General features: G+C 41.2%; 26 protein-coding genes, 3 pseudogenes and 1 riboswitch. Of the genes and pseudogenes, 27 read left to right on the plus strand and 2 right to left on the minus strand.

Going from position 1 to position 24555, the window contains the following annotated elements:
- The first annotated feature begins 16 nt into the window (after nt 1-16).
- From G9U52_RS35020 to G9U52_RS35050, 7 genes are all read left to right on the plus strand, one after another.
- On the plus strand, nt 17-1396 hold the full coding sequence (locus G9U52_RS35020; RefSeq protein ID WP_166156862.1) for an ABC transporter substrate-binding protein: 1380 nt from the start codon (nt 17-19) through the stop codon (nt 1394-1396).
- Nucleotides 1397-1446: 50 nt separating this feature from the next.
- Nucleotides 1447-2331 carry a carbohydrate ABC transporter permease gene (locus tag G9U52_RS35025; RefSeq protein WP_166156865.1) on the plus strand — a complete coding sequence of 295 codons (885 nt, stop codon included), beginning with the start codon at nt 1447-1449 and terminating at the stop codon, nt 2329-2331.
- Nucleotides 2328-3158 (plus strand): carbohydrate ABC transporter permease, encoded by an 831-nt coding sequence (locus G9U52_RS35030; protein ID WP_166156868.1) that lies wholly within the window; start codon nt 2328-2330, stop codon nt 3156-3158. The genes G9U52_RS35025 and G9U52_RS35030 overlap by 4 nt, the downstream gene beginning before the upstream one ends.
- A 19-nt stretch (nt 3159-3177) precedes the next feature.
- On the plus strand, nt 3178-4032 hold the full coding sequence (locus G9U52_RS35035) for a sugar phosphate isomerase/epimerase family protein (RefSeq protein ID WP_166156871.1): 855 nt from the start codon (nt 3178-3180) through the stop codon (nt 4030-4032).
- Nucleotides 4019-5161 carry a Gfo/Idh/MocA family protein gene (locus tag G9U52_RS35040; protein ID WP_166156874.1) on the plus strand — a complete coding sequence of 381 codons (1143 nt, stop codon included), beginning with the start codon at nt 4019-4021 and terminating at the stop codon, nt 5159-5161. The genes G9U52_RS35035 and G9U52_RS35040 overlap by 14 nt, the downstream gene beginning before the upstream one ends.
- 162 nt (nt 5162-5323) lie before the next feature.
- The gene (locus tag G9U52_RS35045) at nt 5324-5665 is read left to right on the plus strand and encodes a transposase (RefSeq protein ID WP_166156877.1); all 342 of its coding nucleotides are present in this window, start codon (nt 5324-5326) and stop codon (nt 5663-5665) included.
- Between the two features lie 120 nt (nt 5666-5785).
- Nucleotides 5786-6142 (plus strand): IS3 family transposase, encoded by a 357-nt coding sequence (locus tag G9U52_RS35050; protein WP_166156880.1) that lies wholly within the window; start codon nt 5786-5788, stop codon nt 6140-6142.
- An 84-nt stretch (nt 6143-6226) separates the two neighbouring features.
- Here G9U52_RS35050 and G9U52_RS40495 read toward each other — a convergent pair.
- Nucleotides 6227-6437 (minus strand): annotated as a pseudogene (locus G9U52_RS40495) (DDE-type integrase/transposase/recombinase); the annotation flags it as partial.
- Nucleotides 6438-6844: 407 nt separating this feature from the next.
- A pseudogene (locus G9U52_RS35055) lies at nt 6845-7070 on the minus strand (IS256 family transposase); the annotation flags it as partial.
- Here G9U52_RS35055 and G9U52_RS35060 point away from each other — a divergent pair.
- The 20 genes and pseudogenes from G9U52_RS35060 to G9U52_RS35160 all read left to right on the plus strand — a co-directional run bounded on the left by G9U52_RS35060 (nt 7066) and on the right by G9U52_RS35160 (nt 24541).
- Complete coding sequence (locus G9U52_RS35060) at nt 7066-7416, plus strand: type 2 periplasmic-binding domain-containing protein (RefSeq protein ID WP_166156883.1); 351 nt, start codon at nt 7066-7068, stop codon at nt 7414-7416. The pseudogene G9U52_RS35055 and the gene G9U52_RS35060 overlap by 5 nt on opposite strands.
- A 765-nt stretch (nt 7417-8181) precedes the next feature.
- A riboswitch (cyclic di-GMP riboswitch) is annotated at nt 8182-8267 on the plus strand.
- A gap of 71 nt (nt 8268-8338) precedes the next feature.
- Nucleotides 8339-8698 (plus strand): response regulator, encoded by a 360-nt coding sequence (locus G9U52_RS35065; RefSeq protein WP_166156886.1) that lies wholly within the window; start codon nt 8339-8341, stop codon nt 8696-8698.
- 34 nt (nt 8699-8732) lie between these two features.
- The gene (locus G9U52_RS35070; RefSeq protein WP_166156889.1) at nt 8733-10592 is read left to right on the plus strand and encodes a flagellar assembly protein A; all 1860 of its coding nucleotides are present in this window, start codon (nt 8733-8735) and stop codon (nt 10590-10592) included.
- Nucleotides 10593-10776: 184 nt separating this feature from the next.
- A complete protein-coding gene (locus tag G9U52_RS35075; RefSeq protein WP_166156893.1) occupies nt 10777-11604 on the plus strand; it encodes an HD-GYP domain-containing protein in 828 nt (275 codons plus the stop codon).
- Between the two features lie 8 nt (nt 11605-11612).
- The gene (locus G9U52_RS35080; RefSeq protein ID WP_166156896.1) at nt 11613-11996 is read left to right on the plus strand and encodes a helix-turn-helix domain-containing protein; all 384 of its coding nucleotides are present in this window, start codon (nt 11613-11615) and stop codon (nt 11994-11996) included.
- 28 nt (nt 11997-12024) lie between these two features.
- Nucleotides 12025-12678: a GAF domain-containing protein gene (locus G9U52_RS35085; protein WP_166156899.1), complete on the plus strand. Its 654-nt coding sequence runs from the start codon at nt 12025-12027 to the stop codon at nt 12676-12678.
- A 137-nt stretch (nt 12679-12815) separates the two neighbouring features.
- On the plus strand, nt 12816-13466 hold the full coding sequence (locus G9U52_RS35090) for a GGDEF domain-containing protein (protein ID WP_166156902.1): 651 nt from the start codon (nt 12816-12818) through the stop codon (nt 13464-13466).
- 177 nt (nt 13467-13643) lie between these two features.
- Nucleotides 13644-13877, plus strand: a complete 234-nt coding sequence (locus G9U52_RS39550; RefSeq protein WP_207953406.1) for a hypothetical protein — start codon at nt 13644-13646, stop codon at nt 13875-13877.
- A 6-nt stretch (nt 13878-13883) separates the two neighbouring features.
- Nucleotides 13884-14408 (plus strand): annotated as a pseudogene (locus G9U52_RS35100) (reverse transcriptase domain-containing protein); the annotation flags it as partial.
- Nucleotides 14378-15256, plus strand: a complete 879-nt coding sequence (locus G9U52_RS41155) for an AAA family ATPase (protein ID WP_207953398.1) — start codon at nt 14378-14380, stop codon at nt 15254-15256. The pseudogene G9U52_RS35100 and the gene G9U52_RS41155, both read left to right, overlap by 31 nt.
- A gap of 79 nt (nt 15257-15335) precedes the next feature.
- Nucleotides 15336-15986, plus strand: coding sequence for an AAA family ATPase (locus G9U52_RS41160; RefSeq protein ID WP_166156984.1), 651 nt, complete (start codon nt 15336-15338; stop codon nt 15984-15986).
- 486 nt (nt 15987-16472) lie between these two features.
- A complete protein-coding gene (locus tag G9U52_RS35120; RefSeq protein WP_166156908.1) occupies nt 16473-16799 on the plus strand; it encodes a hypothetical protein in 327 nt (108 codons plus the stop codon).
- A 297-nt stretch (nt 16800-17096) separates the two neighbouring features.
- Nucleotides 17097-17606: a hypothetical protein gene (locus tag G9U52_RS35125; RefSeq protein ID WP_166156911.1), complete on the plus strand. Its 510-nt coding sequence runs from the start codon at nt 17097-17099 to the stop codon at nt 17604-17606.
- Between the two features lie 27 nt (nt 17607-17633).
- A complete protein-coding gene (locus G9U52_RS41515) occupies nt 17634-18089 on the plus strand; it encodes a ParB N-terminal domain-containing protein (RefSeq protein ID WP_166156914.1) in 456 nt (151 codons plus the stop codon).
- A gap of 319 nt (nt 18090-18408) precedes the next feature.
- A complete protein-coding gene (locus tag G9U52_RS35135; RefSeq protein ID WP_311764980.1) occupies nt 18409-18717 on the plus strand; it encodes an IS3 family transposase in 309 nt (102 codons plus the stop codon).
- 779 nt (nt 18718-19496) lie between these two features.
- Entirely contained in the window at nt 19497-19865 is a 369-nt protein-coding gene (locus G9U52_RS35140; RefSeq protein WP_207953399.1) for a DDE-type integrase/transposase/recombinase, read from the plus strand.
- Between the two features lie 382 nt (nt 19866-20247).
- Nucleotides 20248-21288 carry a LacI family DNA-binding transcriptional regulator gene (locus G9U52_RS35145; protein ID WP_166156923.1) on the plus strand — a complete coding sequence of 347 codons (1041 nt, stop codon included), beginning with the start codon at nt 20248-20250 and terminating at the stop codon, nt 21286-21288.
- An 87-nt stretch (nt 21289-21375) separates the two neighbouring features.
- On the plus strand, nt 21376-22713 hold the full coding sequence (locus tag G9U52_RS35150) for an ABC transporter substrate-binding protein (RefSeq protein WP_166156926.1): 1338 nt from the start codon (nt 21376-21378) through the stop codon (nt 22711-22713).
- A gap of 92 nt (nt 22714-22805) precedes the next feature.
- Nucleotides 22806-23711: a carbohydrate ABC transporter permease gene (locus G9U52_RS35155; protein ID WP_166156929.1), complete on the plus strand. Its 906-nt coding sequence runs from the start codon at nt 22806-22808 to the stop codon at nt 23709-23711.
- Complete coding sequence (locus tag G9U52_RS35160; RefSeq protein ID WP_166156932.1) at nt 23711-24541, plus strand: carbohydrate ABC transporter permease; 831 nt, start codon at nt 23711-23713, stop codon at nt 24539-24541. Before G9U52_RS35155 ends, G9U52_RS35160 begins: the two co-directional genes overlap by 1 nt.
- Nucleotides 24542-24555: the final 14 nt, after the last annotated feature.

The following is a 24555-nucleotide window of genomic DNA, read 5'->3' on the forward strand; positions in this document are numbered from 1 at the left end:
TAGGGGGAACTGGTAAATGAAATCGAAATGGATGAAGTCATCCGCTGCAGTATTGCTAAGCAGCGCACTGCTGTTAAGCGCTTGCTCGACCGATAAAGGGGCCGCGCCTTCCGAACAAGGCAATACCTCCGGCGAAAAAGTGACATTGAACGGGGTGTTCCTTGGGGCAACATGGGGTCAGGCTACGCAGGAGCTGGCAAAAGAATATGAAAAAGAAACCGGCGTCAAGGTAAATATCGAGCTTGTCGGACGTGACGTTATTTATCAGAAGATGGCTTTATCCATTGCCGGACAAGCTAACTACGATCTGTTTAATGCCGATTATAACTGGATCCCGGAATTTGCATCGACAGACAGCTTATATCCGTTGGATGATTTGATCAAAAAGAACAATGTGGATACGTCCAAATATTTGCCGAGAGCTTTAGCCTTAACCCAATGGAATGGAAAAAATGGGTCATTCGGCAACGGAGGGACGATCTATGGTCTCCCGCAAACGATTCATCCTCATGTACTCTGGTACCGTTCAGATTTGTTTAATAACGACAAGATAAAGCAGGAATTTAAAGCCGCTTATGGCTATGATCTCGTTCCGCCTAAGACGATGAAGCAGTTCCAAGACGCCGCCGCGTTTTTTAACGGAAAAGAAGTAAACGGCCAGAAAATGTACGGCTGGGCCGCACAAGGAAGCAAAGGCTTCGGTAACGTTCATACCTGGCTGTCTTTTATGTATTCCAACGGTGCCGATGTCATCAATTGGGATAAAATGACCTCTTCCTTATCAACGCCTGAAGCCATCGAGGCCACAAAGACTTGGGTGGATCTGTTGAAGTATTCCCCTCCGGGAATCAACGATTATACCTTTGCCGAGGTTGCGTCGGACGCAGCACAGGGCAAGCTGGCAATGGCTTTACACTGGTCCTGGTCCGCATTTGAAGTAGATGATCCCAAGTCGTCAAAAACAGTCGGTAATTGGGATTTTGTCCAAGTGCCTGCGATGAAACAATCCGTACCGCATTTAGCGGGCTGGTCTATCGTAATGCCAAAGACAACGAAACATCCCGATGAGGCCTTTAAATTTATGACCTGGCTCGAAAGCAAGCAAAATGATGTTCGTCAAGCTGCGATGGGCGGGGGAGACCCGGTTCGCGAGGAATCCTATAGCGATCCGACTCTAACTAACGAGCTGATCCCAGGAACGAATGTCAAGAAATTCCGCCGTTACGAGGCCCTGAAGGAAGCTATGAAAACTACGAAAGCGCGTCCGTTCTTTCCGCAGGAGGAGAAATGGGAAAGCACAGTTTCCGAATATTTGAGCGCAGCACAGTTGAAGCAAATCACTGTAGAAGAAGCACTGAAGAAAGCCGACGAAGCAGTCAATAAAATGTTGAAATAAATGAGGCGAGGGGGAGATGATCCCCCTCAAATTCATTAGGGGAGTTGAATATGGACAGATTAAAGTTACACAGAAACGGGCCCTACCTTGTCATGATACCGGGATTGATTCTCCTCGCTTTATTTTCTATTTATCCGTTTTTATTTCTTTTGAAAATTAGCTTTCAGAAATACAGTCCCATTGGAAAAACCAAGCCGTTTATCGGCTTTGATAACTATATTCATTTATTTCAGGATCATAACTTCTGGAATGCAATTAAGGTAACGGCTATATTCGTGCTAAGCACGGTTTCCTTGGAATTTATTATCGGTCTTGCATTGGCTGTAATTTTAAACCAGCTCCGCATTGGGGAACGGATTGTTCAATCGCTCATTTTGATTCCCATTGCCATGGCGCCTACTGTTGTAGGTTTAATGTTCCGATTCATGATGAATGATCAGTACGGGGTGCTTAATTATTTTGCCGAAATTTTCGGGTTTTCAAGAACTGCCTGGTTGTCCAATCTGGATTTTGCTCTGCCTGCTCTCATTGCAACGGATATTTGGCAGTGGACGCCGTTTATGATGATTATTTTGCTGGCAGGTTTAAAAGGGATATCGGATGAGCCGTACGAGGCGGCTAGAATAGACGGAGCATCAGCGTGGCAAACCTTCTGGTATGTTACGATTCCGCAGCTGTCGAAGATCATTTATATCGCCTTATTACTCAGAACCATCGATTCTTTTAGAATCTATGACACCATTTATATGATGACCAAAGGCGGTCCTATTAATTCAACCTCAACCTTAAGCTGGATTGTTTATGATAAAGGCTTTAAGTTTCTGGAATTCGGTTATGGAGCGGCCATCTGTGTCGTTCTGCTTATCGTCGTTGTAACTTTGTTAACGCTATTGCTGAAAAAAATCGATCTGTTTGAGGTGGAAAAGAAATCATGAGCACTTCCAAACATAAGTCCGTCGTACTGCTACAGTTGTTTATAGTTGCGATTGCTATGCTTATTTTCGTTTTCCCTATTTTCTGGATGATCATGACTTCTCTAAAAAGTCAGAACGATGCTTTTACAGCGGTTCCCAAGTGGCTATTTACGGTAACCTTTGACAATTATAAAGTGGTATTAATAGATAGAAACTTTATGAAATATTTATTGAACAGCTTCTATATTTCCGCAGTATCTACCATATTTGCCGTGATGTTGGGATGCGGTGTCGCCTATCCGTTCGCCCGGTATAACTTGAAGGGCTCGAAGAACATTTTAACGTGGATTCTGACGCTTAGAATTGTGCCGCCTATCGTTTCAATTACGCCGATTTATTTACTTTTTTCGCAGTTGAATATGCTGGATACGTATACTTCTCTCATTTTGATGTATACCTTTATGAACCTGCCTTTAGCTATTTGGCTCCTTTACGGATTCTTTAAGGATGTCCCGGGAGAAATTGAGGAGTCGGCGCTTGTAGACGGATGTAACCGTTTTACGGCTTTTTTCAGAGTGATTCTGCCAATCGTAGGGCCGGGACTTGTATCCGCAGGATTGCTTTCTTTCATCTTTGCTTGGAACGAATTTTTGTTTGCGAACATATTATCTGGTCCGAATGTGCGAACCGCACCGGTTGGACTTAACGAATATGCTACGCCAGTAAGTGTATTGTGGGGGCAAATAGCAGCAGCGGGCACCTTGATTATTGTGCCGATTGCAGTAATAACCATAGCGCTTCAGCGTAAAATGGTGCGCGGGCTTACTATGGGAGCAGTAAAAGGATAATAGCCCTGAGGAGGGATAAATGATGTTCAAGTACAGTGTAACCCAATGGATTTTTGGTCATGAAGACATGGAAGTCAGCCTCCAGAGGCTTAAGAAGTTCGGTTATGACGGAGTGGAGCTTGCCGGAGAGCCCAAGAAGCTGGACATTGCTGCCATTCAGAAGCTCATGGACAAGTATGGGATGGGATGCACATCCATCTGCGGAATTTATAATGCGGAGCGCGACCTTTCTAGCCCGACGCCGGAAATAAGGCTTAATGCGGTTCAATATGTGAAGAATTGTGTAGATATGGCGGTCACGGTGGGCGCTTCTGTCGTCATCGTAGTTCCTACGCCAGTAGGAAAAAGCGGTCCAGATTCTAACCGAGAAGAGGAATGGAGCCTAGCGGTCGGCAGCTTAAAAGAAGCAGGAGCCTATGCGGATGCTAAAGGCATAAGTCTGGCGATTGAAGCGTTGAACCGGTTTGAAACGTATCTGGTCAATAATTTGGACACGGCTAAAAAGCTTGTCGAGGAAGTCAATGTGAATTGCGTAGGGATCATGGCTGATTTATTTCATATGAATATTGAGGAAAGAAATCATATGACCTCTCTTAGAAATATAGCTCCGTATCTCCTGCATGTGCATATTGCGGATAATACCCGGGAAGCGGCAGGGCTTGGCCAGACTAATTTTGTTACGGTGATGCGTACCTTAATTGAAATTGGATATACTGGCGCCATCACTATGGAATTTATGCCGCGGGTATCGAATCCTTATTTGAGCGCGGAAACCAACGAATCAGGCTCGGTATATGATCAATATACACGGCAGTCGATAGAGCATATTAAAGGAATCATGCAGTGCTTGGAGGGAAACCATGGACACCATTAAAGTAGGGGTTGTGGGTACGGGATTCTCGGCTATGGCGCATATCGAGGCTCTGAGACGGATTCCTCTGGTTGAGGTAGTGGGAATTTCGGGAAGTTCATTTGATAAAGGTAATGAAATTGCCCGAAAGCTGAATATCCCGAAGGCTTACGTCTCCATTGACGAGCTTATTCAAGATCCCGACATACAAGCTGTTCATAATTGCACACCTAATTCACTGCACTTTGAAATTAATAAGCAGGTACTACTGGCTGGAAAGCATCTGATGTCCGAAAAGCCGTTAGCCATTAACAGTGAGCAGTCCCGGGAGCTGGTTGAATTGGCAGAACAGGCGGACGTTATTAGCGGGGTGTGCTTTAACTATAGGCACTATCCCATGGTTTCTCAAGTGAAAGAAATGCTGGAGACGGGAAAAGAAGGCAGAATCAATCTGGTATACGGAGGATATTTGCAGGATTGGCTTCTGCTGGATACGGATTACAGCTGGAGATTAGATCCACAGAAAAACGGTTCGTCACGTGCTGTCGCCGATATCGGGTCTCATTGGTGCGATACCGTACAGTATGTCTTGAACAAGAAAATAACAGAGGTACTTGCTGATCTTAAAATTATTCACCCTGTAAGAAAGAAGCCGAAAGGTCAAATGACCACGTTTACGAGCAGCGATGATGTAGAAAGAGAAGAAATAGAAATTACAACCGAAGATTACGGTACCGTCTTGGTCCACTTTGAAGACGGCATTCAGGGCGTATTCACTGTCTCCCAGGTCTCGGCCGGCAGAAAAAATCATTTGTATTTTGAAATTGCTACGGATCATTCCTCCTTTAATTGGGACCAGGAAAAGCCGAACCAGCTTTGGGTAGGTAAAAGAGCGCAGTCCAACGAAGTGATGCTGCGCGATCCGGACTTGCTATTGCCTAATGCAGCGTCATTAACCCACTATCCAGGCGGTCACCATGAGGGCTGGCCGGACGGACTTAAAAATTTGTTTTATGATTTCTATCAAAAAGCGGCAGATCGCCAATATAAAAGCTCATTTGCCACATTATCCGACGGGCACCGAAACATGCTGCTTGTAGAAGCTATATTAAAAAGCCATCAAGAAAAAAGATGGGTCCAAATGGAGTGTTAACGAAAGTTGAAATTATGGACTTACTTTCCTGGGTTATGGTGCAAAAATTAAATAAAAAAGCCAATCAAATTGTAGATTGTGGTATTATCCCCTTTAAGTAGACACTCAAAAAAACCGTCATGTTATCATGGAGGTTCGAGAGACACTTGGAGGGGATATTTTATGGCTAAAAAAGGACAAACATTCCAAACGTATACAGAAGAATTCAAATTAAGGGTGGTTAGAGCGTATTTAGAGGGTTCTTCAAGTTATAAGGTGGTAGCCGAACAAGCAGGGATTCGTCATTGTTCACAACTGAAGGTGTGGGTGAAGAAGTGGCAAAACGGGGATTCGTTCGATGCGCGTAAAAGTGAGATGAACCCACTGAAAGGTCGCCCTCGCACGTCCTTTGCAAGCATTGAGGAAGAAAGAGACTACTTGAAGGCACAGGTGGACTACTTAAAAAAGCGGTATCCAAATCTAATAAAGGAGAAGCCCCCAGTCAGCGGGTTAACTACGAAATAATTGAGGAGCTACGCCAACTACACGGCATTACATGCCTGTTAACCATAGCGGGGATACCACGGGCCAGCTAAATGGCGAGCCACACAGCCTCAGCGCAACGCGAGGCAAGACAGGGATCACGTGATCAAAGAACACATGATGGCCATCCATTTTGCACATCCTGAGTTCGGTTACCTTCGCATGACGAATGCCTTGTGGGAGGCAGGCTACAACGTGAATCACAAGAAAGTCTGGCGGATCATGAGAGAGTTATCGATCCAATCCGTCATTCGAAAGAAGCGAAAGCAGTCTAATTACACGCCCTCTGTTGTGTATCCGAATCGCTTAAAACGCAAATTCCATGCTACAGCGCCCCAACAAAAAATGGTCACCGATATTACCTATATTTCCGACGGAACCAACTTTCATTACTTATCAGTTATTCAAGATATATTCAATAACGAGATTGCAACTACCACCGCTTTCAATTCAAATTGAAACAACGCGCACCGATTGAATATCGATGCGCGCTGGCAGCTTAGCTTTTTTCATCTGTCTACTTGACAGGGGTATGACCATTGTCTATGTCAATAACCTAAATATTTTGTTGATCCATTCAATAGCAGTAAGGACAGACGAAGTTTCGACCAGCCCTTTCCTAATCATATGCATAGCCTCGATTCCCTTTAACGTCTGCTCTTCGGTTTGGAACGTTTTGAAACCAAGCATTGGTGATTTTCTTTATGAACCGATGATCTTGCTCCACAATAATGTTCAGATACTTAGTCTGTCTAATACTGGTTTCCTTTGGTATGAATTTCTCACTCTTTAATTCTTGTAATCATATTGTAAAAAACGGAAATGTTTATATAGGCGGATGGGTGCAGTCAATCCAATTATGGTTCCACTTAATTTAATAGAATTAGGACAAGCAGGAAAGTCCATCCTCGTAAACGATCATTTCGAACTCTAAAGCTTGAACCAAGCACCAACAACCTGGTAGGCAAGAAAAACGAATATGTGCAGGTAAGCGAACAATCTGTAATTTTGTGTAAATGGTTTTTACCGACAAACGTTCATCCAGAGGCTTTACATGGAGGGGGGCATGATAGGCTAGACTGCCTTAGCGATATGAGTTTACGAGCTATCGCCCAATCGCAAGGAATAGGCTCCATGTCAAGCGGGCTCTCAAGTCATGCCTCATGCAGATAGTTCCGCTTGCAACCGGTCTCCAAAATGGATGGCAAGCTGTGATATACATTTTTACCAACTACGTAACGGCATCGTCCATTTCCTGGATGCCTCCATGGTGGCAAGATAGATAATCTTCCGCAAGGCATCATCCGATGGTAAGCCGCGTTTTTGTTTGGGTAACTTTTCGAAGCTAGCGATGGTAGCCTTCGATAATATTTGAGGAAGAAATGAGTAAGATCACTAAAGAAAAAATCAATGCTACCATAAAGTTTACTTCTATTGACTCGGCTGCATGGGACCAACAAGCTACTCTCATGCTCGCTGGAAACGAAAAGGTAGACTTGATCTATACAAAATCAGCAACATATAGTTCACAGGTTGCAAGAGGACAATTACTTCCCCTTGATGATTTAAAAAAGAAATTTGGACCGGACATTCTAAAGTCTATCGAACCAGAAATCCTTTCAGCTTCGAAAATTAAAGGTCAAACATTTGGCGTATCGAGCTTCAGGGATTTCGCATCATTTGCTGGTATTGTGTTGCGTACAGATCTTCTGGAAAAATATAAGATTATGTAAGTAAGATTAAAACCATGAATGACATGGATCCCGTTTTAAAATAGTTAAGGAAAACGAGCCGAACCTTACACTTGTCTGTCCGCAGGTCGGCGGAACTTCGACCCTGGATTTGCAATTGAATGCGTCAGTAGATACGTTAGTTGAGGGATTGGGTGTGCTTACTAGTGTGGATGAACTTAAGGTGGCCAATTTATATGAATCTACTCAGTATGCAGACCTTCTAAAAACGGTAGGAAGATGGTATCTGCAGGATATATTTCCAAAGATGCCTCCACAAGCAAGGAAGGTGGATACGACTATATCAAGGCGAATAAAGGGTTCGCTGCCATGATCTAAAGGTAAGCCTGGTAATGATGTTGTGATAAGCCAGCTGACAGGAAAACCTATGACTATGATCCAATTTACTCCAACCTTATCCTGGTTTTCACATGCTCTTCTCTGCCATTTCCCCTGCTCTTACGTCAATCTTTTACTGGTTTAGCGTGATGAAGAGTGAGGATAGAAAAGTGGGGAAAGCCTTGTGGGGCGGGGAGTCGCGTGGGTGGGTGAGTGGCAAACTTTAAGACAAATTGACACCACCAGCGTTTTTTGTGCGAACAAATATTTGCTGACAAGATGTTGTCGCTGACTCTTTTATGTTAATAGAGATGCTTACTGGTAAAATAAACACATACCATCAAAGTGTGTCGAATATTCCGAAAAAATTTGTTGTAATGTTTGCGTTTTGCAAATATAATAAAAGCTAACATTAACTACATAATGCTCAAATCGAAACGGCAAACCTATTGAAAAGTAGGGACGCAAAACTATGGACCTACGGAAGAAAATTCTATGGTCGCCAAGTTACCGAAGGTGAGGTTAACCTCTAAAAACATCACTCATCAAGGATGTTTTTTGTTTTTATATTTGGAGGGACACAAATATGGCGAGAATAATGATTGCTGACAATAGCCCTTCTGTTCGCTTCTTGATTTCAATTTTAGTCACTCAGGCAGGTCATGAAGTCGTTTTACAAGCAAATAATGGACGTGAAGCTTTAAACGTCTACTTTGAGACGAAGCCCGACTTATTGATTGTCGATTTTCAAATGCCTATTATGGATGGCATTTCTCTCATAGAAGAGATTACGAAAGAAGATCCCGATGCCAAGGTCATGATTTGCACAGGTTCAATTGAAAAATTACAGTGTGATTCGAGAATGAATAAGGGCGTTACGGTAATCGCAAAACCTTTTAATAATAAGGACTTTATCGAATCTGTTTCAACAGCCTTAAAAAACTAATCTTGAAAGGAATATAACAAGTGAGGTGTTACCCATGTCAGATCATGTCAGTGAACAAGAAATATTAAAGTTGTTGAAGAAACTCGACCAATATTCTTACTCACAGAAACGAGAAGGAATAGAATCATCTTCAACTACGCGTATTAACCTAGAAGATGAGATGATCGTGGATGGATTCATTAAGGTTGAGAATGGAAAGGTCATTGTTGGGAATCCATCCAATGGGGGTAAAGTCCCTACTTTAAAGGCAAAAGCTCCTGTCAAGCTGTCGATGGATGGACAAGAGATCAGTAAAGAGACTAAAGTTTCTTCTGAAAGCGTAATAGAGTGGGAGATTGAAGAAAATCCCTTATTCGAGATATCAGTCTCAGAAGACAAGATAGACGCATATTTAACAATTAATCGCACACAGAGACACGCTTGGTCGTTAACTGATAAGGCTCCTGAATTGGATGTAACACTGACTGTGGAGGAAGATTCATCAATCATTTTGGAAACCATCAACCTGCAAGATATTCTTACAGCAGTTGACAATATGAACATTAAGATGAATCTGGATGTAGTAGCCGTACAAATGGAAATCCTTCAGCCTTCTCATCGACCTGTGAATATCGCAAAAGGTAAACCGCCTACTCAAGGTCAGGACGCCAGACTGGATATGTTCTTCTCGGAAAATATCGAGAACATCTTCACCGAGGTACGGGGGTTAATCGACTATAAAAATCACATGAACATTCCTTCCGTCAAGAGTGGAGATGTCCTCGCTAAGAAAACACCACCTGTTGAAGGACAAACGGGGTATGATGTGGTTGGAAATGTGTTACTTCCCGATCCGGTTAAGGACATTTATATTGCTGGGAAGGATACCGTTGAGATTACACCAAATTCCATTGTTATTGCTAAAAAAGAGGGAAGACCTCGAGTCACGGGTAATCAAATCAAGTGCTTTGACATCAATACGGCTTATCTTGTGCCAGGTAACGTTGACTTACAAACAGGCAATATCGTATTTGCAGGTGACGTGATTGTCTACGGCGATGTCATGGATAACATGATTATTGAATCACTGGGGAACATTTATGTGGCTGGCAGTGTTTTTAATTCGACTTTAACAGCCACAGGTAGTATTGCAGTGAAGGGAAATGTCTTCGGGAGTAATCTGTATTCTGGATATTTCGGGATGCTTTATAACAGGCTCTATAATAATTCCAAACAGTTGATGGATATACTTGAAAAAATGATGCAAAGCGCAAAAATGTTATTAAGTGAAATCAGTAAGAAGAATATGCAAGTGCGGTATGGCCAAGTGTTGCTACTGGTTATAGAAAGCAATTATAAGCAAGTATGGGATGTTCTGAAAGAATTGATGGGTGTTATTTCAGGCATACAGTCTTACAATAAAGATGCTTTGCAAGAACTGAACAACTATTTAGAGTTATTCCTCCAGCCAACAAAAATAGTGGAAATCATGACAGCTCCTAGAATGGAAGATTTCTTGCGAGTCTTAAAGAAAGCATTCATGAGAGTCGCTTTAAGTCAGGAATCGCAAGTCCAAATCAACATAAACCAAGGTCAGAACTCAACATTAAAGTCGAATGGAGACATCCTTATCCGAAAAGAAGGCGTTATCCAATGTGACCTTTATTCAGCAGGGAATATCATTTTCTTTCTGGACAATTCCGTTTGCCGAGGCTCCAAGCTTGAAGCGGGAGATACGATCTCTGCCATGTATGTTGGTGGCATCACAGGTGTAGCGACAAGCCTTAAAGCAACAAAGAAAGTTATTGTGAAGAAAATGTTTGAAGGTCGAGTTATCATTGATCGGCAAAGCATGGACATATTTGAACCGATTGAAGAAAAGACGTTTGATCGTAACAGTTTTAACCAATTTTAAGTGGGTGATTTTAATCGATAATACGCGTTTTATAGGGAGAAGATTAAATATTAATATTTATTCGAGGCAAGGCAGCTTACTTCTACCTCAGAACAGTATCTTGGACAATCATCATCTTGATCTCCTTCACCAACACGGAATCGAGATATGGCGAGAAGATATCCGACTGGTTACGGAGGCGATAATGGAAGAAGCGGTTTCAGAAGTTCAAGCGATCTATGAAAAGATTCATCACCAAACGGAACAGCTATCGAATCAAGTTATACAGGATCTGTTAATGCCGAAAATCCAAGAATTATGTATCAACAATAACCTATCAAATGTTATATTGGAGTTAAGTAAAAAGGATAATTATACCTATCGACATTGTATCGGAGTTGCGGTTATTTCGTTTTTAATTGGAAAATGGTTGAGGATGAATGACGAAGAGCTAAATGAACTTGCTATTGCGGGTTTAATGCATGATCTTGGTAAGGTGAAGATTCCCGATTTGATATTAAATAAAGCAAGTAGGCTTACTGCTGACGAGTATGCCGAAATGAAGCTCCATACACATTTGGGGTGTGAGATGATTCGGAATATTTCAGAAATGACGGAACAACAAGCTCTAGTTGCGCTTCAGCATCATGAAAGAGAAGATGGCAGTGGATATCCATTTGGGGTTTCGGGGGAGAAGATCACTCCATTTAGTAAGATCGTATCGGTCGCTGATGTGTTTCATACGATGATTTCAGAACGAGTGTATAAGAAACCAGTACCCTTGTACCAAGTGTTTCAGGAAATCCACAAAAGTTCCTTTGGATTGTTTGATCCAAAGATTGTTCATAGTTTTATCATGAACATGATGAACAGATTGGTTGGCGATCAAGTGATTTTGACGGATGGCCAAGTGGCTCGTATAGTCATGCTCCATCCAGACGCCCTACTCAATCCTTTAGTGGAGGCTCAGGGACAATTTTATGATTTACGGCATTCTGAACATAAAATTTTAGACTTTGCCAGCAATCAATAACGATACTAATGGAGGTTCCCTTGAAATTATCTAGATTAAGATCACTAAGAAAAGAAAGAAATATGACTCTACAAGCTGTAGCAGAATCAATCGGTGTAGCCAAAAGCACCTATGCCTGTTATGAACTAAATTATCGACAGCCTCCCATTAAAGTGTTGCAGAACCTCGCTGTACTTTTCAACACATCCGTCGACTATATAATCGGAGCTACGGATGATAGCCATCCCCAAGATAAAGGTACGAATGCGAAATTGATTCTTAACAATTCGAAACTTCACTGGGATGGCGTACCGTTAACGGAGAATGATCTTGAAATAGTTCGTGATCTTCTGGAGATGGTTGTTCAGGAGCGCATAAGTTCTAATGATAAGAAGGGATTATCTAGCACTTGACATCGCTAGACTGAGAGGTATAAAAAAGATGAAAGATATAATCAATTCCTTGAAACATTTTAAGCTGACCAAAGAAATAAGAACCATACTAACTCAACTACATCCAGTGAACGCAAGACAATCTGATTTATCTAATGTGTTCGAAAAACTCTACCATGCAGATTTGATAGGGATGCAGGAACTGCTGTCTATAGAAACTCGAATGTCCCTAAGTCATTATTGTATGGCGATGGAAGAAAAATTAAATGGTCTGTTATGTGTAGTATATTTATATGAAGAAGATGAAAAGCGATTATGGATCGGAGCGGGTCCGAGTATACCAGATGGTTACAAAGAATATTCACATGGGCTTAATGTGAATATGGATATTCCAGGTGGAGCAAAAGATCCGATTTACATCAAAAATACATTAATTGTTAGTAATGTTGAACGCGCTCAAGACATTGTAACATTAAATCATAAGAAGAAAATGATGGTGGACGGATTTAAATCCTATTGTTGTAGTCCTTTGGAATATCAGGGTAAGTTGATCGGTCATACTGTGTTGTTTTCCGAGCAATTAAGAGATTTTTCTGACTATGAAATCAATATGTTTCAGGATCATCGCAATCAGATTGAAAAAAAATTATCTCAGATTAAAGATGACATGATTTTCATATTAAAGAAACAACAGACTTCGTAGTTGCATTATATGGAGTTGTAGTTTTATTGCTGATTTGGATGAAGACAAACGATCGACTTTGGTTTTATCATAGGAAACTGGCAAAATTGTTTGTCTGAAATTAAATTTAGATACAATTTGAATAATGGGGATCTACGATGAAATATTCAGGAAGAATCGTTATTATATCGGTTGTTGTAATATTGATCTTAGCTATAAGAATATATGGTGTTGTTTATTATAACTATCCCCCCTTTCAGTTTCCGTTAATTGGTGTTTTTATAGTTATTGCAAGTTGGTTGCTGGGAACACAGTATGATAAATTGAAGTTTCTTTCGGAGAGAGATGTTCTGACCACACTGTATAACAGAAGATTCATGTTGCATACCTTTCCTAAGCTCATCGCTTCGGTGGATCGAAAACAGGAGAAGTTGATTTTATATTTTATTGACGTGGATGACTTTAAAATAATCAACGACACCCGTGGGCATAAAATCGGTGATCAGGTACTGCAACGGATTGCAAACGTATTAATGCTTCATTCACAAAAAAGGGACGTAGTTGTTCGTTGGGCAGGAGATGAATTTTTGGTTCTTTCCTCTTTTTCTGATGATCGCAGTAAAGCGATGATGATTAGTCGTATCCAGAACGAATTAAAATTATCATCCCAAGAGTTCAATATAGCGATTTCTGTTTCTATTGGAACGGCTGCGTATCCCAATGAGGCGCAAACATTAGATGATTTACTTCATGTAGCGGATCAAGATATGTATACCTTGAAATCCGATAACAAAAAAGTAAGTGAATGATATATATAAAATCGTCTATGCATTTTTGCATAGGCTTTTTAATTTTGAACGGAGGTGGGGTGAATGAAGAAAGATAACAAGAAATCTGTGAGGTCATTGAAACCTAAACTACCTACAAAGTATGATTTGAATGTAGAGCCAAGGTTAGATGAAATTTAGCAATGGGTTAAGGATGGAGTGACAGATGAGGAGCTTGCTGTACGATTGGATATTCATGTTTGCACAGTTTATGAGTATTCCAATAAGCACCCTAAATTTGCAAAAGTATTAGATATGTTTAATGGAGAATTGCAACCTTCATGGGAAGAACGATTAAGTCTAACATGGGAGAATATCCTGGCTTTAACGAGGAACTTTATACACCATAACTTAAATGTAATTATTGATTTTGTAGTGGAGGATGACTTGTAAACATTTGTAGCTGAAGCCCAATTTTACAACCATAGCTACGGTTTCAGACCCCTTCGATCGACACACCATGCCATGGCAAGAATCCAATTTCTCATCAATCAGGCGTCCATGCATTTCGTAGTCAACATCGACATTTTGGGGTTCTTCGACAACGTTAACCATACCTTGCTCGTAAAGCAACTTTGGAACATGGGCATCCAAGATAGAAAGGTTCTAGCGTGCATCTCTAAAATGCTAAAAGCTGAGATCGAGGGAGAGGGAAAACCTTCAAAAGGCGTACCTCAAGGGGGCTTGCTGTCAACACTGCTTTCGAATATTGTACTGAACGACCTCGATCATTGAGTGGCTGGTCAATGGGAACTCTTTCCGCTGACAAAACCTTTCCAATCAAGAACTGGCGAAAGGGCTGCGAAAATAAGGTCCTGTCTGAAAGAAGGCTATCTGGTGCGTTACGCAGGTGACTTCAAAATCATTTGTCGCGATTGGAAGTCCGCCCAAAGGTGGTATCACGCGGTAGTTCTGTATCTCAAATTGGTACATCCGAGAAAATAGTAGAATTGCTCCGTGAGGTTTCCTTGAATGAGTGGGTTAAAAAGGGCTATGAACTTCACAATGATAAAAGGGAATTCTGTGCGTTCTGTGGAGAGATTGTTTCTGATGAGCGCTGGAGTGTTTTACATAAGCATTTTGATGATGAATCGAGAGTTTTGGAACATAATATAGAAAGTTTGATCAAGAGAATTGAAATAGAAATAGTCAGAGATGGTTTTAAAATTGATAAAAATTTGTTCTACTTAAATTTCCAGAAAGAAATCGAACAACTTTCCCAGTCTCATTCAATAGCAGAATCTAACTACAATGAGCAGTTGAAATCAATTGTAAAGCAATTAATCAAACGTAAAGAAGCTATTACTGTCTCTCTGTTTTTTGAACGTCCCTTAGATTACACTCAAGAGATTTGTATAATTCAGAAGAGCTACGAAGAGTTGCGTATTCAATCGAATGAGTTTTCTGGAAAATTACATTTAGAGCAGACAAGAGCAAAAGAAACTTTAAGGTTACAAGAAGTTTATGATTTTTGTTCAACTATAAACTACAACGCGAGTTTAGTTCGGATCAATGAAATTAAAAATACAACAGAAGCAGTTAAACAAAGAGTTGATAAAACTCAAGTCGAGATAAGAAGAATAGAAGAAGAGATACAAGAAAAAAAACGTCAATTAAATGATGAGGAGAAGGGCGCACTTTTAGTGAATAAATATCTGACTGATTTTTTTGGTCACGAGTTCCTTTCTTTAAGGTCTACAGATGATACCAGGAAGGTGAAAAGAAAATTCGTTTTGAAATCGTTCGAAATGGAAAGCGTGCTTATCATTTGAGTGAAGGTGAATGCAGCTTGATTTCATTTTGTTATTTTATAGCGAAACTGGATGACATTGAACCAAAGATACGAAGCCTATCATTTGGATAGATGATCCTATTTCCAGCTTAGACGGAAATCATATCTTTTTTGTCTACAGCCTAATTGCAGTTGAGGTAGCCGAAAAAGGGTTGTTTGAACAATTATTCGTTTCTACGCATAATCTCGATTTTCTGAAATATCTAAGACGATTGAATAGTTTTGAACAACAGACAGGTGGAAAACCTAAAAGTTGTAGCAAGCAATACTTTATTATCAACAGGCTAGGTCACTATTCTACTTTACTACTCATGCCAAAATATCTTAAAGAATACGGAACAGAATTTAACTATTTATTTTCCTGTATCTACAAGTGCTCTTGCATTACTACTATAGATGATACAAATTTCGAGTTATTTTACAATTTCGGGAATAATGCAAGGAAGTTTCTAGAGATATATCTATATTTCAAATATCCGGATTTTTCTGAGGATAAACTCGAACGTTTCTTTGGAGATAACAAAGTTTCTTCTATTATAATAGATAGGATTAACAATGAATATTCTCACTTACAAGGTTCAATTGAAAGAGCTTCTATGCCTGTTGAAGTACCCGAAATGGTGTCAACCGCTAAATTAATTATCGATAAGATTAAAGAGGATAGTGATCAATATAATGCTCTTATGAGTAGTATAGGAGTGAATTCCTAATGAAACGTCGGGTGTCAAGAACTTTATCTCATTAATCGTCGCGTAAATCGCAGCTTTTTTATTTTATGGGACCAAGTTCTTGTCAAAACCCAATGACAAGAACTTGCCATTCCCGATTTTGACAAGAACTTGATCTCATTCCCGACAGAGCCGGTGTTGATTAATAAAAAATCGCGACACTAATCAGTGAGGAAAAAATCATCCGGACCGATGACAACTCGGTTTGGGACAAAATACTATCCCCTTCCCATTGTTTGAGTGTGTGTATGTTAACTCTGATGGGAAGGAATGGCAAGTTATGTTTTTGGATGTCTAGATGTAGCGCGATCAAAAAAAGTACATAGGAATTTCGAAAGGTTATTGAACTCTTCCGGCAATATGTTTTCCTCTACAAATTCCCTTTCTTTCAACACCGACTGCTGTTTATGTAACTATGGTATAATTTTACAAGAGACATAAAATAGATATTTTAAGGAGATATTCATTATGATAAGACGATATAAAGTCAGTTTGTCGTTGGTAAAAACAAGGTTGCTCCAAGGAAAAAATCAATTAATTATTGATTCAATAATTGATGGTGATTCATTGATAATAGTAACAGAACCGTATTATCGCGCGCCATCGTATGGACATTTAATTTCAAAAGATTACAGAGGAATGTTAATCTCAGGTTCGGGAACTATCATCAACAAATCTAGAAGAAGAGAAAAATCTGATAGATGGGGACAATTGAAAAATTGGCTAGTAACCCAAACAGGGGTGGAAGAAGTATTGAAAAAAATGGACGAAATTGATAAGTTAATGAAAGGATAGATTCATTACAGGAGATAGATGATTTTGTGGGACGGAACAATTAGTATTAAAAACAATAATAAAAATCATCGTTGGTGCTGGAATTATATTATTATTATTCGCGATTTCCTTGGGTGCATTTGATAAATAAAGTGATGAGTACGATGTAAATATGAGGTATTGCAAAGAAAAAGGTCTTACTGAACAAGTATGTGTGAAAGCAATTGATGTCTATAATATGTACAGCACACCTGACAATCAAATAAAAATATAATTTCAAGGGAGTTGTGTATCATCGAGACTATTTGTCGAAATCTTATGGAATTGATTAAGTCCATCGAGGTGACCTTAGAAAAGGGATATAAAATTTCAACTTTAATATTACTTTATAGCGGATTGGATATAGTCGCTTCTTTGAATACTGCAATAGGAAAAGATGTGCAAAAAAAGGATTTTATAGAATGGGTAAATAAATATGTGATTCCACATATGGATGTCAAAGTAACTGGTGAGGATTTGTACGCTGCGCGTTGCGCGGTAGTCCATACATTAGCCAGTGAATCCTCAATGTCACGACAAGGTAAGGCTACTCAAGTTTTTTATACTTGGGGAGATAACAAACCAGAGCAATTACAAGAAATAATAAAACAAAATGGTATGAATCACGTTACAGTGAAGATTGAAAATTTAATAATGAGTTTTCGCCAAGGTGTGATTGATTTTATTGGAGATATTCCTAATGATCCTAAACTTATATATACTGTTTTGCAACGATCTGAATATATGTTGGGATATAATTCAATTCCATTCCTAGATGAAGCAGAATGAAACAATAAATTCAAAGGAAGTGTATTAGTGAGCGAAGATGTTGCTTCTTTTGACCCAACAAAACATAAATATGCGTACAATCTTTCTAAGTTCACATGTTTTCGTAAACTAACAGGTAAGTGTTCATTAGATCTATCTAAAGATGAGGTTGCTCGTTACGCTGTTATTGAGGGAGTCGATCATCGAGACAAATATAGAAACCATCAGTCTCACTCGGTACACTATTGTCGATTGCTTGCAGAAAGCATAAAATTAAATGGTGTTACAGAGTATGTTTGGATTCATTCCTCAAGTTGTGGGCATTATTCTTTTACATGGGGACAACACCGAACTTGTATAGCAAAAACTATAGGAATTAAGGACATACCTGCTTTAATCGGATCTGCTTGGGAGAGCGAGTGTAGAGTGTGTTATTTTATAAAAACGAATCCTATCTTCCGTTTAAAACATTGGTTTAATATGACAGAAGAGTTTATTCGGTAAAGGCGCTGCTGAAAATGGATGACAATAACAAACGTGAATTAGCGATATTTGTTATGAAAGAGGTTAAGAATTATGTTTGTTACTGCGGCCGAAATGGTATGGTCATTGCCAAAATCTATTTTAGCGATGATTATTGGACTTATGTTGACATAAAATGTACAGATGAAGATTGTGATCACAATAGACAGGTAAAGATGTATTATCCCGACGAATTATATAATGCTACATATATACTAGACAAGCTGACAACTCAATTGTCGTGGCTCGCGAGGAGCGTATCGACCTCCTCGAATGGGACTGCCCTGAGCATGCTATTCTTGTGCAGGCCGATCTACTCACCCTCAATCTCTCCAGCCTTTACTACAAACCGGTCCCTCCCTCTCCGGAGGAAATCCACCTCAAGCACCGGATTGACGCCTTGTATACCCAGCACCCCTTTATGGGGTACCGGACGATCTCTACCATTATGAATCGCGAAGGGGATGGTATCCACAAAAACACGGTCAGGCATTACATGCGGGAAATGGGCCTGACGGCGGTTTATCCCGGTCCTAACCTAAGCAAGCGCGACCTGCAGCACCGAACCTATCCTTATCTGCTCAGAGGCTTTGCAGATCCTGCACCCTGACCAGGTCTGGAGTGTGGACATCACGTACAGTACGCCCAGCTAACTAAGTTCCAGTGATGGAATAAAGTTACTTGAGCATGTTTGGAATGCATGTCTTTTTATTTTTTTTTACAGGCATGCCCTTCTTCTGCTGTGAGAAGAAGTGAGCCGAAGCGGCGGTGACTTGCCGACACTAGCAAGGTGACGTAGTCCGCGGGAAACGGGGCTTGCGGCGAAACGGTTACGCCAAGATGAGACTCTAGGCTGAGCATGGGAAGGCTGAGGAACACGAACCTATTAAACCGCATCTGAGGGTTGAAATGTCACCCCTGCCTACACCGTTTAACAGGCAGGTCGCGGACTGGTATCCATTACACGTATGGACGGATATCACGAATATGGGCTGGATACGCACGGTGTTCTGGAAACTCGGATATTGGCTGGCTCGTAAATACAGGCGGGGATTCAGGTCACTCATGCGGGATTATGTCCGTTCCCCTCTGAAGGGAAAGGCTAAAATCTGAGTGCTGCAAGGTCAGAACAGTCGGGGTTACTATGGAGAACTGGCGCTGAGAAGGCTGATAACGCAAATGCTGGTTCACATGGCGAAACCCGGTCGAAAATCCATACATTTTTCGTTCCGAGAAACGCCGTACAACGGAATCCTATTTTAACGAAGTCGCCTTTGCTTTGAGCAACACTTAAATGGAGAGCCGGATGCGCTGAGAGGTGCAAGTCCGGTTCGGGAAGGAGAGGCAAGGAGATAGTTCGACTACGCTCTGCCTCTTACTTCACTCCGGATGAAACACGGGTGGATGTATCTGTACGCGGTGATGGACTGGTACTCCCGCTACATCATTGACTGGCAGCTGGACCAAAGCATGGAGATCGGATTCGTCCTCGAAACGATGAAACGGACCTTCGCCAGGCAGAAACCATCCATTGTGAACAGCGACCAAGGCAGCCATTTTACGAGCCCCAAATATATCGACCTCTTAAAGGGACAGGAGGTGCGCATTAGCATGGACGGCAAAGGGCGTGCGAAGGATAACATCGTGATCGAGCGATTCTGGCGCAGCTTGAAATATAATGAAATCTATCTCCATGACTATAACAGTCCGCGAGAGACGCGGCAGGTTTCTCCCGCGCCTTCGCTTGGGCTACGTTAACATGGGCAAAGATAACTGGAAATATTTAATATTTATTCCAAATGAGAATGGATACAACCTTTATAAAAATCTTATATCCACAAAAGCATGTGAATCCTTTCACACCTTAACTATATCAAAATAAGTGTCTTGACATCGTGTAGCACCATATATTTATGTGCTGTGCTGACGGACATATCCAAGTTTACACACGAAGGGGGTGACAGGCACTGCTTGGTGTGAACTGCTCTGGCAGCGCGGAAAGGTTCTGTTCTGCCAAATTAAAGGAGGCAGAAAACGCTTGCATGAAAAACGGAAAAATGCTAAGATAGGTTTGAATTAAACGATTAAGTGATTAAGTTATCAGTCTTCAACTATAAAAGAGAGATCCAAAGGAGGAGATATGCCTAGTATTAAGGATATTGCCCGGAAAGCAAATGTTTCTACCGCTACTGTATCTTATGTGTTAAATGAAACCGGAAGTGTAAGTGTAAAAACAAGAGCTAAAATACTTGAAATTATTAAAGAAATGAATTATCAGCCCAATCAAATTGCCAAAAGTCTGAAAATCAAAAAGACAAAAACGATCGGCGTTGTGGTTGAGGACGTCACTTCCTTTAATTCTTCCGAAATTATAGACGGAATTAACGAATATGCCGAGAATCATGGTTTTTCGTTACTCCTAACCAATATGCGAGTACTCAAACGTCTGGGACAGGAATATTCGGATACGGAGAATGTCAAAAAGCTGGCAGCTCCAGCAATCAATGAAATTTTAAACAAACAGGTAGACGGATTGATATATATCGGCTTCCATACCAGGGATGTAACAGGAATTATTGAAAATGATAAAATACCGATTGTTTACATTTACTGTTATACCTCAAAAGAAGAAGATTATTCCGTTAATTACGACGATCATTTGGCCGCTTATGAATCTACCAATTACTTAATAGAAGCAGGACATCGCAATATTGCGGTAATAAGCGGTCTCTTTAATTCCAATCCGTCTCGCGAGAGGTTTAATGGTTATTACCAGGCAATTATGGATAACCAATTGATCTTTGATCCTTCATTAATTAAAACAGGAGACTGGGAATTTGAATCCGGATACAGGTTGACCTCTGAACTACTCGCTGCGGAAAACCATCCAACTGCGATTCTTGCTATGAACGATAACATGGCAGCTGGCGCTATTAACGCTTGTAAGGATAAGGGTTTAAGTGTTCCAGCCGATATTTCTATTGTAGGGATCGATGATCGTGAGTTTAGTTCGTACATTAATCCCAAATTGACAACGATGAGACTTCCCCTGCATGAAATGGGTGTAGAGGCCATGAAGTCTTTAATGGCTATAATTAACCACGATCGCACCGTCCAAAGGAATAAAAAACTTAAATGTACCTTGATTGAAAGAAAATCAGCAGCTAAAGTATTCAATTAATTTTTTTTCATTATTAACTTAATCGATTAAGTCTTTAAAAAAAACTTATGGATAAAATATTTTTATAATTTGAAAGGGGTTATTTAAATGAATCATACGGGAAAACATGTCAAACAATTGCGCAAAATCGGTTTCACGATGGCTGCTTCAGTCGTTGCTATCAGCTTAATAAGCGGATGCTCCAGTAATAGTGATAGTCCTAGCGGCGATAAGTCTTCAACTGCTCCGGGCGTAGGAGAGGGAAAAAAAATAACAGTAGGCGTCGAGACAGGCAGCCCTTACATGGAGTTTTATAAAAAAATTACTCCGGAATTCACCAAGCAAACCGGTATTCAGGTAGACTTCCAGGAAGTGCCTCATGATAATATGCATGAAAGATTTATTACAGAAGCTGCAACTGGAACCGGTTCTATCGACATTTTTAATACGGATCAGCCTTGGATTTCCGAATTTGCCAAGCAAGGCTTTTTGGAACCGCTGGATGGACGTTTAAGCGATGCCGAGAAGAAAGAATTTTCGCCGGCCGCACTAGAAGCTGTTTCCTATCAAAACAAGATTTACGGATTGCCTTATCTCGTTCACACTCCTGTGCTTTATTACCGTACTGATTTGTTCGAGCAAGCAGGCCTCAAGAAAGCACCGGAAACTTGGGATGAATTCCGTGAATACGCCAAAAAACTCACAGACACCAAAAACGGAGTATTCGGAACTATCGTGGAAGGCAAACAAAGCGGGGAGCCCGTTACGCATCTGCTGGACAGATTCCTGCAGGCAGGTGGAGCGGTGCTTGAAGGTGACAAACTTGTTCTGGACAGTGCGGCGAACGCAAATGCTCTTAAATACTTGCTTGCCATTCAGCACGAAGACAAAAGCAGCCCTGAAGGGGCGGTAAGCTACGATAATGCGGATGCGCATAATATGTTTATGCAGGGAAAAGCAGCGATGGTCATCAACTGGCCTTATATGTATTCGCTGGCTAATGACCCGGCTAAATCCAAGGTAGCAGGCAAATTCGCAGTTGCTTTACAGCCGGCTGGAGTGGCAAAAACGAGTGCGGTTTGGAGCTGGGGCTTTGGGATTTCGTCAAGCTCCAAAAATAAAGATGCAGCGATGGAGTTTTTGAAATGGACAACTAGTACAGAAATGATGCAAAAGTTTGGTAAAAATTTTATCAATCCTGTCGTAAAATCTGCCGCGGTTGATTCGCTGAATTCGGACAAGGATTTAAAAGATGCGGATAAAACGGCGATAGCTGTGATGACTAAAGCTGCGGAAAATGGTAAAAATGTAACAACTACCCATGCATTCCCTGCTATCCAAGAGCGTCTTGCAGTATCCCTTTCCAAAATTATGACGAAACAAAGTACGCCTGAGGACGAGCTGAAAGCAGCTTCAAAGGATATCCAGTCCATCCTATCCAAATAATTGACAAAAGTATGTAACCAGAAGGAGTGTAGCGGCAAGCTGCGGCACTCCCTTTCTCAGTCCAGTTATCCCTAAGTAAGGAGGAATACAGCATGGCGGAATCCGTGATGAATAAAGGTGGAAAACATAACAGATCCCGAAGGATCGCAGGGATTCTACTGACCTTGCCTGCATTGATCGTTATGGGCGCAACGGTTCTATATCCCATCTTATGGTCTTTAAAAATCAGTTTGTATCAATCGGAGGGGATGATGTCATCCGGTTCTTTTGTGGGACTCGGAAATTACGTCAAGGTGCTGCAATCCACTCAATTTCAAGATGCACTTTGGAATACGCTGGGTTTCGTGGCGACCACTATCATCATAGAACTAATCATCGGTTTTACGGTGGCTCTGGTATTAAACCGGAGTTTGCCCGGAACCACATTTTTTCGAGTTATATTCACACTACCGCTCATGATTGCCCCAATCGTGTCGGGACTTCAGTGGAGATGGCTGTTCGCAGATCAATATGGTGTTGTCAATTATGTGCTTAACTTAGTAGGCATCAAGGCGCCGCTTTGGATGGGAAGTGTTTGGGGAGCAAAGACGGCCGTTCTGATTGCTAATGTCTGGTTAGCAACGCCCTTTGTGATCCTGATCCTGCTTGCGGCGTTATCCTCGCTTTCGGAGGATTTATATGAAGCAGCAAGGCTCGATGGAGCGAACCCACTGCAAATTTTTCTTAACATCACACTCCCGCTGCTGAAGCCGGCAATTCTGATGATCCTCGTTATTCGCTTGTCGGACGCTTTTCGCGTATTCGATATTGTTTATATTCTGACGCAGAGCGGACCGGGCGGGGCAACGGAAGTGCTGAGTACGTATATTTACAAAAGTACGTTCACTGGATTGCATTTCGGTCATGGTGCGGCTGCTTCATTCCTTGTTATGCTAATGATTATGGTGGTAAGTTTCGTGTTGTTCCGGGTCTTGCGGCCAAAGGAGGATAGATCGTGATGAAAGCATTCAGATTATCGAACCTTATTTCCTATTTCATTTTAATTCTTATGACTGTGTTTGTTCTTTTTCCATTTTTGTGGACGTTTTTAACTTCCATTAAGACCGATGTCGAGATGTTTTCCGTGCCGCCTGTGTTCATTCCTCAGCCGGTTACCGGCGAGCATTATGCTGCGATTATCTCCGAAGGCAAATTTCAGTCTTTTATGAGTAACAGTTTGATTGTTTCGATCATCAGTACACTGATTTCTTTGGTTGTGGGTATTCCTGCGGCATATGGATTTGCCAAATACCGCTATAAATTCAGCGGATTGATGTTCGCCTCCGTCGTAGCGATCCGCATGTTTCCACCGATCATTCTTGGCGTTCCTTTCTTTTTGATGATGCGCCAGCTTGGTCTGATCAACACGCATTTGGGTTTGATCATCACTTATTTGCCATTGGAACTAACCTTGATTATATGGATCCTGGAAGGCTTTTTCCGCCAGGTTCCGCGTGAAATCGAAGAGGCGGCAGAAATAGACGGCCTCGGTACGTTTGGCAAATTTGTCAGAATCGCCCTGCCTTTATCGATGCCGGCGGTAGGCGTGGCTTCGATTTTCAGCTTTTTGGCCGCGTGGAATGAGTTTATGTTTGCCCTGACATTAACGCGAACCGAAAGCGCGCAAACGATGCCGATTGGAATTGCGGGTTACGTCACAACGTTTCAGACGTTCTGGGGCAAAATGTCGGCCACCGGTATTCTCTATATTATACCAGTTATTATCTTCACCATCATCGCTCAAAAAGGCATGATCAAAGGATTAACTGCAGGCGCCACTAAAGAATAAATAAAAGGAGACTA

It is taken from the genome of Paenibacillus agricola (assembly GCF_011440305.1).
Taxonomy (GTDB): domain Bacteria; phylum Bacillota; class Bacilli; order Paenibacillales; family NBRC-103111; genus Paenibacillus_S; species Paenibacillus_S agricola.